Here is a 12,059-nt window from a genome sequence, read left to right as displayed (position 1 = left end):
CCGACGAGAGGCGCTGCCTCTCGTGCTCTCCGGGATATTTCCGGACAGATGAGAACCTGAAGAGGCGCAAGGGCGGCCCCGGATCGCGCCGAGACCGCCGATGAGCCAGAGGCTTCACCTGTCGCGGCCATCGGCTTCCCAGCCTGTTCCGCGCGCCCATCCTCTCGCAGACCCCTTAAGAATAGGTTTCATCTGTCCGATAAATATTCCCGGGGAGTTTCAGGGGCAGCGCCCCTCACCAAAAGAATCCTGTCGCGCCGCAGGCGCGGCCGCTGGATCGGCCTCTCAGTAGAGCTGCCAGTCGTCCTCGCTCTGGACCTCTCCGATGGCGATCCAGGCCATGCGCACCCGCGCCACGCGCGTGTCTCCCCAGGTGCGGAACACGATCTCGAAGCCGGTGGCGGTCACGCTCTCCGCGGCGATATCGGCGCGCACATTGGCGTTCGAATCCATGTCCCAGAGCGCCAGCGACAGCTGCACCGAGGGCGGGCTCCGGAACGGGCTGGAAAAGCGGACCTCGCGGCGGCGCTCCCGGGCGCCGTGCCCGGTCCACATCTCGCCCCCGTTCTTGAAGTCCGAGAAGACCTCGACCGTGCCCTGATCCACCCCGACGAGATGGGCGTTGAGAAGTTTCATGCACGCTCCCTGTGCGGCTGGGGAAGATCATTCCCTGAAACCCGGCGGAACGACAACCCCCGCCCCGGGCGCGCGCCGCCGTCCGGACACGCAAAATCCCGCCGGACGAAGCCCGGCGGGATCCTTGTGCAAAGCGGCGCCGATCAGAGGTTCGGCTGCTTCTCGCTCAGGCCGATCTGGCCGCCGATGGCGACCATGTCGGACAGGAGCTTGGCCGCGTCATCGACCGGGCCGGGCTCGTTCTGGAACGCTTCCTTGGCGCGGCCGTATTCCTCATGCGCCTCGTCGACGAGACGCTCGTAGGCCTCCTGGTCGACCTCGTCGCGCGGGAAGGCGCGCTCGGCCAGGACCGAGACACCGTCGCCGATCTCGACGAAGCCGCCGGTGACGACGTATTCCTCGGTGCCTTTCTCGGTCTCGATCCGCAGCACGCCGGGGCGCAGCGTGGTGATCAGCGGCGCGTGATCGGGCATCGCCGTCAGGTCGCCATCGGCGCCCGGGATCTGGACCGAACGCGCCTCGCCCTGCATGAGCCGCCGTTCCGGGCTCACCAGGTCGAAACTCAATGTGTCAGCCATCTGGGGCCTCCTTCAGGGTCTGGGTGCGGAGGGCGCGGGGCCCTCCGCTCACGCGCGGGATCAGGCGGCGTCGGACGCCATCTTCTCGGCCTTGGCCTTCACTTCCTCGATGCCGCCGACCATGTAGAAGGCGCCTTCGGGCAGGTGGTCGTACTCACCGGCGACCACGGCCTTGAAGGACGAGATCGTGTCCTCGAGCGGCACCTGGACGCCGTCCGAACCGGTGAAGACCTTCGCCACGTCGAAGGGCTGCGAGAGGAAGCGCTGGATCTTCCGGGCGCGGGCCACGGTCAGCTTGTCCTCTTCCGACAGCTCGTCCATGCCGAGGATCGCGATGATGTCCTGGAGCGACTTGTAGCGCTGCAGGATTCCCTGCACGTCGCGCGCCACCTGGTAGTGCTCTTCACCGACGATGCCCGGATCCATCAGACGCGAGGTCGAGTCAAGCGGGTCCACCGCCGGGTAGATGCCGAGCTCCGAGATCGCGCGGCTGAGAACCGTGGTCGCGTCGAGGTGGGCGAAGGTGGTGGCCGGGGCCGGGTCGGTCAGGTCGTCCGCGGGAACGTAGACGGCCTGGATCGAGGTGATCGAGCCGGCCTTGGTCGAGGTGATCCGCTCCTGCATCGCGCCCATGTCGGTCGCGAGCGTCGGCTGGTAGCCCACGGCGGAGGGGATGCGGCCCAGAAGCGCCGACACCTCGGAGCCCGCCTGCGTGAAGCGGAAGATGTTGTCGACGAAGAACAGAACGTCGGTTCCGGACTGGTCGCGGAACTGCTCGGCCAGGGTCAGGCCGGTCAGGGCGACGCGGGCGCGGGCTCCCGGCGGCTCGTTCATCTGCCCGTAGACCAGCGCCACCTGGCTGTCGGCCAGGTTGTCGGGCTTGATCACGTTCGATTCCACCATCTCGTGGTAGAGGTCGTTGCCCTCGCGGGTCCGCTCACCGACACCGGCGAAGACCGAGAAGCCCGAGTGCACCTTGGCGATGTTGTTGATCAGTTCCATGATGAGAACCGTCTTGCCCACGCCGGCGCCGCCGAAGAGGCCGATCTTGCCGCCTTTCGCGTAGGGCGCGAGCAGGTCGATCACCTTGATGCCGGTGACGAGGATCTCGGACGAGGTCGACTGTTCCTTGAACTCGGGCGCATCGGCGTGGATCGGACGATACTCGTCCGCCTCGACCGGGCCACCTTCGTCAACGGGCTCGCCGACGACGTTCAGGATGCGGCCGAGCGTCGCGTTGCCGACGGGAACCGAGATCGGCTTGCCGGTGTCCTCGACCTTCTGGCCGCGGACGAGACCTTCGGTCGCGTCCATCGCGATGGTGCGGACGGTGTTCTCGCCCAGGTGCTGCGCGACTTCCAGGATGAGCCGCTTGCCGTTGTTGTCGGTGGTCAGCGCGTTCAGGATCGCGGGCAGTTGGTCGTCGAACTGCACGTCGACCACGGCGCCGATGACCTGAGTCACTTTGCCTTGTGCGTTTGCCATGTTTCGTCTCCGGTCTTAGAGCGCCTCGGCGCCCGAGATAATTTCGATCAGCTCGTTCGTGATGACGGCCTGGCGGGTGCGGTTGTATTCGCGGTTCAGGTCTTCGACCATCTCGTCCGCGTTCCGCGTCGCGTTGTCCATCGCGGTCATCCGTGCGCCCTGCTCCGAGGCCGCGTTCTCGAGAAGCGCGGTGAAGATCTGGGTCGCCACGCCGCGGGGCAGCAGGTCGGCCAGGATCTCTTCTTCCGACGGCTCGTATTCGTAGAGCGTGCCGCTCTCGTCCTCGCCTTCGCTCTCGGGATATTCCGCCGGGATCACCTGTTTCGCCGTCGGGTTCTGGCTGATGACGTTCTCGAACTCCGAGTAGAAGATCGTCGCGACATCGAACTCGCCATTGTCGAAGCGCTCGAGCAGGTCCTTGGCGATCTTCTGCGCGTCGCCATAGGAGACCCGCTTCACATCGGACATGTCGACGTGATCGACGAAGAGATCGCCGTAGTCCCGGCGCAGCGCGTCGCGGCCCTTCTTGCCGACGGTCAGGATCTTGATCTCCTTCCCCTCTTCACGAAGCTTGGCGACCCGCTGGCGTGCGAGCTTGGCGATGTTGGCGTTGAAGCCCCCGCAGAGGCCCTTTTCCGAGGTCATCACCACGAGAAGATGCACCTTGTCCGAGCCGGTCCCGGACAAGAGCTTGGGTGCGCTGTCGCTGTCGCCCACGGAGGCGGCAAGCGAGGCCATCACCGCGTTGAACCGCTCCGCATAGGGGCGGGCCATCTCGGCAGCATCCTGGGCACGGCGGAGCTTGGCCGCCGCGACCATCTGCATGGCCTTGGTGATCTTCCTCGTGTTCTTGACCGAGGAGATCCGGGTTTTCAGGTCCTTAAGGGACGGCATAAGCTGTCTCCCTTACGCGAAATCGGCGGCGTATTCGTCCAGCGCGGCCTTGATCTTGTCGGCGGCATCGCCCTTGATCTTCGGATCCTCGTTGGTGATCCAGTCGAGGAGATCCTTGTGCTTGCCACGCAGGTGCTGAAGCAGGCCCTTCTCGAAGCGACCGACCTCGGAGGTCTTGATCTTGTCGAGATAGCCGTTGGTGCCGGCGAAGATGACGCAGACGATCTCGGCGTTGGTCAGCGGCGAGTACTGCGGCTGCTTCATCAGCTCGGTCAGACGCGCACCGCGGTTCAGCTGGCGCTGGGTCGCGGCGTCGAGGTCGGAGCCGAACTGCGCGAAGGCCGCCATTTCGCGGTACTGCGCAAGCTCGAGCTTCACCGGACCGGCGACGGATTTCATCGCGTTGGTCTGGGCGGCGGAGCCGACGCGGCTCACCGACAGACCGGTGTTCACGGCGGGGCGGATGCCCTGGTAGAACAGGTCGGTCTCGAGGAAGATCTGGCCGTCGGTGATCGAGATCACGTTGGTCGGAATGAACGCCGACACGTCGCCGCCCTGGGTTTCGATGATCGGCAGCGCGGTCAGCGAACCTGCACCGTTCTCCTCGTTCAGCTTCGCCGAACGCTCCAGGAGCCGCGAGTGGAGGTAGAAGACGTCGCCCGGATAGGCTTCACGGCCCGGCGGACGGCGCAGCAGCAGCGACATCTGGCGGTAGGACACGGCCTGCTTGGAGAGGTCGTCATAGACCATCAGCGCGTGACGGCCGTTGTCGCGGTAGTATTCGCCCATCGCGGTCGCGGTGTAGGGGGCGAGATACTGCATCGGCGCGGGGTCCGACGCGGTCGCGGCGACGACGATCGAGTATTCGATGGCGCCGGTCTCTTCGAGCTTCTTGACGAGCTGCGCCACGGTCGAGCGCTTCTGGCCGATCGCGACGTAGACGCAGTAGAGCTTCTTGCTCTCGTCGTCGCCCGCGGCGTCGTTGTAGCTCTTCTGGTTCAGCATCGCGTCGAGCGCGACGGCGGTCTTGCCGGTCTGGCGGTCGCCGATGATCAGCTCGCGCTGGCCACGGCCGATCGGGATCATCGCGTCCACGGCCTTGAGGCCGGTCGCCATCGGCTCGTGCACCGATTTCCGCGGCATGATGCCGGGCGCCTTCACGTCCGCGACGCGGCGCTCGGAGGCCTCGATCGGGCCCTTGCCGTCGATCGGGTTGCCGAGACCGTCGACCACGCGGCCGAGCAGCGCGTCACCGACCGGCACGTCCACGATGGAGTTCGTGCGCTTGACGGTGTCGCCTTCCTTGATGTCCTGGTCCGAACCGAAGATCACGACGCCGACGTTGTCGCTCTCGAGGTTCAGCGCCATCCCGCGGATGCCGCCCGGGAACTCGACCATCTCGCCGGCCTGGACGTTGTCGAGGCCATAGACGCGGGCGATGCCGTCACCGACCGACAGCACGCGACCCACCTCGGCGACCTCGGCCTCCTGACCGAAATTCTTGATCTGGTCTTTAAGGATCGCCGAAATCTCGGCAGCTTGGATACCCATTTATCCGACCTCTTTCATTGCATTTCTGAGGGAGTTGAGCTTCGAGCGGATCGACGTGTCGATCATCTTCGAGCCCACCTTGACGACGAGACCACCGATGAGGCTTTCATCGACGGTCGATTTGATCTTCACGTCCTTGCCGACCTGCGCCTTCAGCGTCTCCGAGAGCTTCTGGCGCTGCTCGTCCGACAGCTCGACCGCGCTGGTCACGTCGGCGAAGACGATGCCCTTCTCCGCCGCGATGCGGTCGCGCAGCTGCGCGATCATCGCCGGGACGACGAAGAGGCGGCGCTTCTCGGCCATCAGGCCCAGGGTCTTCCGGAGCGTGTCGCTCAGGCCCATCTTCTCGGCGACGGCGGTGATGCCCGCCCGCTGTGCCTCGCGCGAATAGATCGGCGAATAGACCAGATCGCGCAGGTCGTCGCTCTGCTCGAACGCAGCCGACAGGTCGTCGAGATTGGCTTCGAGCGCATCGAGGGAATTGTCCTCCCTGGCGATCTCGAAGACGGCGGCGGCGTAGCGCTCGGCAATGCCGGAGGAAATCGAAGCTGGTTCAGACACGTCCATCCTTCCGCTATCAAGCCCCCGTGGCCCGACCGCGAGGCGGGCCCGGAGGCGTTTGTTCTTCTCCGGAGGTAGGTCCCCGGGCAGCAAAATCAGGCGCGATGTAGCAGAGGGTTTCCAACCTCGCAACACGGTAAGGGGGATTATTGGCGCGGCGCCTTGGCACATGCCGCCCGAGCGGAATGTCGCTCCGATCCCACTATGCCCATCAACAATCCGGCCTTTTTCGCAAGATTGTTGACAGCTTCGCGACACTCGGAGCGCTTCGGTTGTGCGCCGCACGCGTTGGGAGTGCCGCGCCATGCCGGAAGCGCCGGTCCGGCGTTGCATCCCGCCTTCAAGCTCTGCGCAGCAGCGTTCGCGAGACGAAGATCACCGCCTGGACCTCCAGACCGACGCCACTCCTCCCGCTCGCCCCCGGACACACCCGCCGAGATGCCCCGCGGCCTCAGATCGGCTTCGCCACCGGCTTCGGCGCCAGCGCGCCAAGAGGGTCGCGGACCCGCTCGCCGACGCCCCTCGGCCGCGGCGGCACGCGCTTGACCGCGCGCACCATCACCACGCCCCCGGCCATGACCGCCGGGATGGTCCGGCCCATCCGCTCCCAGAACCGGCCCGTCCGCATCCAGAACCGCCGGGTCGAGGGCGGCTGATAAAGAAGCGCCACATGGCTCTCGGGCAGGAAATCGTGATCCGTCAGCATCCGCTCGAGCTGGCTGCGCGAATAGGGCCGCCCGTAGCCGAAGGGCGTCCGGTCCGACCGCGCCCAGAGCCCCGAGCGGTTCGGCGCGATGAAGAGCGCCTCGCCCCCCGGCCCCAGCACCCGGTAACATTCGTCGAGAAGCGCCGTCGGGCGCTCGGAGGTCTCGAGCCCGTGCAGAACCACCAGCCGGTCGACATAGCCGGTCTCGAGGGGCCAGAGCGTCTCTTCGCAGAGGACCGAGACATTGGGCATCCCCGCGGGCCAGTGCATCACCCCCTGCGGCGCGGGCATCAGCGCGATCACCCGCCGCGCCTCGGGCAGGAAGGGCCGCAACAGCGGCGCCGCGAAGCCGAACCCCGCGACCGTCTGGCCATGCACGTTCGGCCAGGTCGCGCAAACCTCGTCCCGGATGATCCGCTGGGCGGCGCGGCCGAGCGCGCTGCGGTAATAGAAATCCCTCAGGATCTGCACATCGAGATGCATGATTTGCGCCCCCGGCGCGCTATCTTGATCAGGAGCCACTCTAACAATGGGATTCCGGAACGCCATGCCTCTCGAACTCGTCACCGTGCCCTGCCTCAGCGACAATTACGCCTTTCTCCTCCATGACGACGCCAGCGGCGCGACCGCGGTGATCGACGTGCCCGAGGCCGCGCCGATCAAGGCGGCGCTCGACGAGCGCGGCTGGACCCTGTCCGAGATCTGGCTCACCCATCACCATCCCGACCACGTCCAGGGCGTCGAAGAGCTGAAATCGACCCACCCCGCCCGCGTCACCGGCGGGCGCGCCGACAGCCACCGCCTGCCGCCCCTCGACCGCGCGGTCTCGGACGGCGACAGCTTCGAGTTCGGCGGCGAGGAGGTCCACGTGATGGATGTCTCGGGTCACACCATCGGACATGTTGCCTTCCACCTGCCCGGCTCCAGGATCGCCTTCACGGCAGACAGCCTGATGGCGCTCGGCTGCGGGCGCGTGTTCGAAGGGACGATGGAGCAGATGTGGGAGAGCCTGCAGAAATTCCTGACCATGCCGCCGGAGACCACGATCTGCTCCGGCCACGAATACACCGCCGCCAATGCCAAGTTCGCCCTGACCATTGAACCCGACAACGCAGCGCTTAAATCTCGAGCAGACGCAATTGCCAAAGCCCGCGAGAGCGGCACCCCCACAGTGCCCTCCAAGCTCTCCGAGGAACTGGCCACCAACCCCTTCTTGCGCGCAGGCGACGAACCGGTCCGGGCCAATCTCGGCATGATGGATGCGCCCGCCGCCGAGGTCTTCGCCGAGATCCGGACCCGGAAGGACAATTTCTGATGCCCGCGTTCACGGCGAATTGCCCACAGGCAGTCAATCGTGAGCGCCCGGGACACAGAAAACACTTGAAGCGTTTGGCCAATCGACCAAACCTTTACTCTTAGAGGCCATGCTGGACCGGGGCGGTCCAAGCGCAGTTACAATAGAGAGGAGCACTCACCGTGCCTTCATTCTCGAACACCCTTGAACAGGCAATCCACGCGGCGTTGGCTCTGGCCAATTCGCGCAGCCACGAGTTCGCGACGCTCGAGCATCTTCTGCTCGCGCTGGTCGACGAACCCGATGCGGCGCGGGTGATGAAGGCCTGCGACGTCGACACCGAGGAGCTGCGCACCACGCTGGTGGAGTTCATCGATGACGACCTGTCGAACCTCGTCACCGATATCGAAGGCTCCGAAGCGGTCCCGACCGCCGCCTTCCAGCGCGTGATCCAGCGCGCCGCCATCCACGTCCAGAGCTCCGGCCGGACCGAGGTCACGGGCGCCAACGTGCTGGTGGCGATCTTCGCCGAGCGTGAATCGAACGCGGCCTATTTCCTGCAGGAGCAGGACATGACCCGCTACGACGCGGTCAACTTCATCGCCCACGGCGTCGCCAAGAACCCCGCCTATGGCGAAAACCGCCCCGTGCAGGGCGCGTCCGAGGAAGAGGAGGCGCAGACGTCCGAAACCGCGTCTCAGGGCGAGCAGAAGGAAAGCGCGCTCGCCAAGTATTGCGTCGACCTCAATGCCAAGTCGCGCAAGGGCGATGTCGACCCGCTGATCGGCCGCGACCACGAGGTCGAGCGCTGCATCCAGGTGCTCTGCCGCCGCCGCAAGAACAACCCGCTTCTGGTGGGCGACCCGGGCGTCGGCAAGACCGCCATAGCCGAAGGTCTCGCCCGCAAGATCGTCTCGGGCGACACGCCCGAGGTTCTGGCCAACACCACCATCTTCTCGCTCGACATGGGCGCGCTTCTGGCGGGCACCCGCTACCGCGGCGATTTCGAGGAGCGGCTGAAGGCCGTCGTCACCGAGCTCGAGGATCACCCCGACGCGGTGCTCTTCATCGACGAGATCCACACCGTGATCGGTGCGGGCGCGACCTCGGGCGGCGCGATGGACGCCTCGAACCTCCTGAAGCCCGCGCTTCAGGGCGGCAAGCTGCGCACCATGGGCTCCACCACCTACAAGGAGTTCCGCCAGCATTTCGAGAAGGACCGCGCCCTGTCGCGGCGCTTCCAGAAGATCGACGTGAACGAGCCGACGGTCGAGGACAGCGTCAAGATCCTCAAGGGCCTCAAGCCCTATTTCGAGGATCACCACGGCGTCAAATACACCGCCGACGCGATCAAGACCGCCGTCGAGCTTTCGGCGCGCTACATCAACGACCGCAAGCTGCCGGACAAGGCCATCGACGTGATCGACGAGGCCGGCGCCGCGCAGCACCTGGTCGCGGAATCGAAGCGCCGCAAGACCATCGGCACCAAGGAGATCGAGGATGTCGTGGCCAAGATCGCCCGCATCCCGCCGAAGAACGTCTCCAAGAACGATGCCGAGGTGCTCAAGGATCTCGAAGCCTCGCTCAAGCGCGTCGTCTTCGGCCAGGACCCGGCGATCGAGGCGCTCAGCTCCGCGATCAAGCTCGCCCGCGCCGGTCTGCGCGAGCCCGACAAGCCGATCGGCAACTACCTCTTCGCGGGCCCCACGGGTGTCGGCAAGACGGAAGTGGCCAAGCAGCTTGCCGACACGCTCGGCGTGGAGCTTCTGCGCTTCGACATGTCCGAATACATGGAGAAGCACGCGGTCAGCCGCCTCATCGGTGCGCCTCCGGGCTATGTCGGCTTCGACCAGGGCGGCCAGCTCACCGACGGCGTGGACCAGCACCCGCACTGCGTGCTCCTGCTCGACGAGATCGAGAAGGCGCATCCGGATGTGTACAACATCCTGCTGCAGGTGATGGATCACGGCACGCTGACCGACCATAACGGCCGGACGGTCGATTTCCGCAACGTGATCCTGATCATGACCTCGAACGCGGGCGCCACCGAACAGGCCAAGGCGGCCATCGGCTTCGGCCGCGACCGCCGCGAGGGCGAGGACACCGCCGCGATCGAGCGGACCTTCACGCCGGAGTTCCGCAACCGTCTCGACGCGGTGATCTCGTTCCAGCCGCTCCCGAAGCAGGTCATCCTGCAGGTCGTCGAAAAGTTCGTGCTGCAGCTCGAGGCCCAGCTCCTCGACCGCGGCGTGACCATCGAGCTGACCAAGCCCGCCGCCGAATGGCTCGCGGACAAGGGCTACGACGACAAGATGGGCGCGCGCCCGCTCGGCCGCGTCATCCAGGAGCACATCAAGAAGCCGCTCGCCGAAGAGCTCCTCTTCGGCAAGCTAGCCAAGGGTGGCGTCGTCAAGGTGGCGATCAAGGACGGCAAGCTGGACCTCCAGCTCTCCGGTCCCGAAAAGCGCCGCCTCTCGGGCAACAAGCCGCCGCTTCTGACCGCGGAGTGATCCGCGCTCTCGCAGCCCTGACCCTTCTGACCTCCGCCGCGCCCGTCGCGGCGGAGGTTCCATTTCTGGACTGGCCGGTGGATTGCACGCTCGGCGAGACCTGCTTCATCGAGGATTACCCCGACACCGTCCCCGGCGAAGGCGCGCTGGATCACGCCTGCGGCCCCAAGACGCGCGACGGCCATAACGGCACCGACATCGCGCTCATGTCCTTTGCCCAGCTCGAGGCCGGCATCACCGTCCGCGCCGCTGCGCCGGGCATCGTCGCCGCCATGCGCGACGGCATGGAGGACCGCCCCGTGAGCCCCGCCAACGCCGCCGAGATCAAGGGCCGTGAATGCGGCAACGCCGTCCGCATCACCCACGAGACCGGCTTTGAGACGCTCTATTGCCACCTGAAACGCGGCTCGGTCCGCGTCACCACCGGCATGCCGGTCGAGGCCGGAACGCCGCTCGGCCAGATCGGCATGAGCGGCGAGTCGAACTTCCCGCATCTGCACCTGACGCTCCTGCGCGACGGCAGCGCCGTCGATCCCTTCGCGCCCGATGCCGCGACCTGCGCCAATGCCTCGGCCCCGCTCTGGATCGACACGCCCGGCTATGACCGCGCAGGACTCTTCACCGCCGGGTTCTCCGACCGCTCGCCCACGCTCGACGGGGTCGCAACCGGCAGCGCCCGCGTGACGCGCGTGCCCCCCGACGCCGCCCTCGTGCTCTACGGCTTCGCCTTCCATGTCGAGGATGGCGACCTGATCGCGCTCGTCGTCGAGGGCCCGGGCGGCCCGCTCTTCTCGCAGGACGTGCCCATCGCGGACGGCCAGACCCGGCTCTTCCGCGCCTTCGGACGGGCAGCGCCGCCGCAGGGCTGGGCCCCGGGCGACTATCGCGGCACGGTCACCCTGTCGCGCGACGGCCGCGTGCTCGCGCGCCGCTTCGCCGACGTCACCGTCGACTGACGCCCTTACTTCTCGGTCAGCTTCAGCTCGATCCGGCGGTTCTGCGCCCGCGCCTCGGGCGTGTCGGCGGTGTTCACCGGCTGGTATTCCCCGAACCCGTTCGCGGCGAGCCGCTCGGGCGGGATGCCCTGCGTGTCGATCATGAACCGCACGACCGACAGCGCCCGCGCCTGGCTCAACTCCCAGTTATCAGCGAAGGCGCCGGTGCCCGAGAGCGGCACGTTGTCGGTATGCCCGTCGACCCGGATCACCCAGTTGATGCCCTCGGGGATCTCGTCGGCCACGCTGCGCAGGATCTGCGAGACATTGGCGATCTGCGCCTGCCCCGCCGGGGACAGGCCGGCCTCTGCGGGCGGGAACAGCACCTCCGAGGAGAACACGAAGCGGTCGCCCTCGATCCGCACGCCTTCGCGCTCGCCCAGCACCTCGCGCAGCCGCCCGAAGAACTCCGACCGGTAGCGTTCGAGATCCTGCGCCTCGGCTTCGAGCCGCCGCCGCTCCTCTTCCTCCAGCTCGCGCCGCCGCCGCTCTTCCGCCGCCGCGCGCGCCAGCGCCGCGTTGAGCTGTGTGCCGAGGTTCTGAAGCTCGACCTCGGCCTCGGCATCCGCCGCGCGCGAGGCATCGAGCAGCGATTGCAGCGATCCAAGCTGCGTCCGGAGCGCCGCGACCTGCTGGTTCAGGAGCTCGGTCTGCCGCGTCGCCCGGTCGGCGCGCTCGCTCTCTTCGGACAGCTGGTCGCGCGCCGTGGCCAGAAGCACCTCGCGCATCTCGGCCTGGGTCAGCGCCTGCTCGGCACTCTGCCGCGCGGCCTCTTCGGCGGCCAGCGCCGCGGCAAGCCGCGCGCGGACCTCCTCGTCCGAGAGCGCCTGCTCGTCCAGCGCCGCCCGC

The 12,059-nt window shown here is 66.9% G+C and carries 11 protein-coding genes; 3 read left to right on the top strand and 8 right to left on the bottom strand.

The window, feature by feature from the left end; genetic code table 11:
• Window positions 1-285: 285 nt before the first annotated feature.
• The 7 genes from ACFQ4E_RS17110 to ACFQ4E_RS17080 form a co-directional block, all read right to left on the bottom strand.
• On the bottom strand, window positions 286-636 hold the full coding sequence (locus ACFQ4E_RS17110; RefSeq protein ID WP_386805716.1) for an H-type lectin domain-containing protein: 351 nt from the start codon (window positions 634-636) through the stop codon (window positions 286-288).
• 143 nt (window positions 637-779) lie between these two features.
• Window positions 780-1,214 (bottom strand): F0F1 ATP synthase subunit epsilon, encoded by a 435-nt coding sequence (locus tag ACFQ4E_RS17105; RefSeq protein ID WP_386805714.1) that lies wholly within the window; start codon window positions 1,212-1,214, stop codon window positions 780-782.
• Window positions 1,215-1,274: 60 nt separating this feature from the next.
• Window positions 1,275-2,699, bottom strand: a complete 1,425-nt coding sequence (gene atpD / locus ACFQ4E_RS17100) for a F0F1 ATP synthase subunit beta (RefSeq protein WP_386805712.1) — start codon at window positions 2,697-2,699, stop codon at window positions 1,275-1,277.
• A 15-nt stretch (window positions 2,700-2,714) separates the two neighbouring features.
• Window positions 2,715-3,593 (bottom strand): F0F1 ATP synthase subunit gamma, encoded by an 879-nt coding sequence (locus ACFQ4E_RS17095; protein WP_386805711.1) that lies wholly within the window; start codon window positions 3,591-3,593, stop codon window positions 2,715-2,717.
• Between the two features lie 12 nt (window positions 3,594-3,605).
• A complete protein-coding gene (atpA, locus tag ACFQ4E_RS17090; protein WP_386805709.1) occupies window positions 3,606-5,144 on the bottom strand; it encodes a F0F1 ATP synthase subunit alpha in 1,539 nt (512 codons plus the stop codon).
• Window positions 5,145-5,711: a F0F1 ATP synthase subunit delta gene (locus ACFQ4E_RS17085; RefSeq protein WP_386805707.1), complete on the bottom strand. Its 567-nt coding sequence runs from the start codon at window positions 5,709-5,711 to the stop codon at window positions 5,145-5,147.
• 445 nt (window positions 5,712-6,156) lie between these two features.
• The gene (locus ACFQ4E_RS17080) at window positions 6,157-6,894 is read right to left on the bottom strand and encodes a class I SAM-dependent methyltransferase (RefSeq protein WP_386805705.1); all 738 of its coding nucleotides are present in this window, start codon (window positions 6,892-6,894) and stop codon (window positions 6,157-6,159) included.
• A 64-nt stretch (window positions 6,895-6,958) separates the two neighbouring features.
• On the opposite strand from ACFQ4E_RS17080, the gene gloB reads away from it, so the two are divergent.
• The 3 genes from gloB (at window position 6,959) to ACFQ4E_RS17065 (ending at window position 11,171) form a co-directional block, all read left to right on the top strand.
• A complete protein-coding gene (gene gloB / locus ACFQ4E_RS17075; RefSeq protein WP_386805760.1) occupies window positions 6,959-7,726 on the top strand; it encodes a hydroxyacylglutathione hydrolase in 768 nt (255 codons plus the stop codon).
• A 161-nt stretch (window positions 7,727-7,887) separates the two neighbouring features.
• Window positions 7,888-10,215 carry an ATP-dependent Clp protease ATP-binding subunit ClpA gene (gene clpA, locus ACFQ4E_RS17070; RefSeq protein WP_386805703.1) on the top strand — a complete coding sequence of 776 codons (2,328 nt, stop codon included), beginning with the start codon at window positions 7,888-7,890 and terminating at the stop codon, window positions 10,213-10,215.
• On the top strand, window positions 10,212-11,171 hold the full coding sequence (locus ACFQ4E_RS17065) for a M23 family metallopeptidase (RefSeq protein WP_386805702.1): 960 nt from the start codon (window positions 10,212-10,214) through the stop codon (window positions 11,169-11,171). Before clpA ends, ACFQ4E_RS17065 begins: the two co-directional genes overlap by 4 nt.
• A 5-nt stretch (window positions 11,172-11,176) precedes the next feature.
• Here ACFQ4E_RS17065 and ACFQ4E_RS17060 read toward each other — a convergent pair.
• Window positions 11,177-12,059, bottom strand: an 883-nt coding sequence (locus ACFQ4E_RS17060; RefSeq protein WP_386805701.1) for a peptidoglycan -binding protein, incomplete at its 5' end; no start/stop codon positions are given.

Source organism: Litorisediminicola beolgyonensis (assembly GCF_042679605.1).
In the GTDB taxonomy this organism is placed as follows: domain Bacteria; phylum Pseudomonadota; class Alphaproteobacteria; order Rhodobacterales; family Rhodobacteraceae; genus Litorisediminicola; species Litorisediminicola beolgyonensis.
Note: the sequence above shows the minus strand (reverse complement) of the source record. Positions and strands in the feature narration are given on the sequence as shown.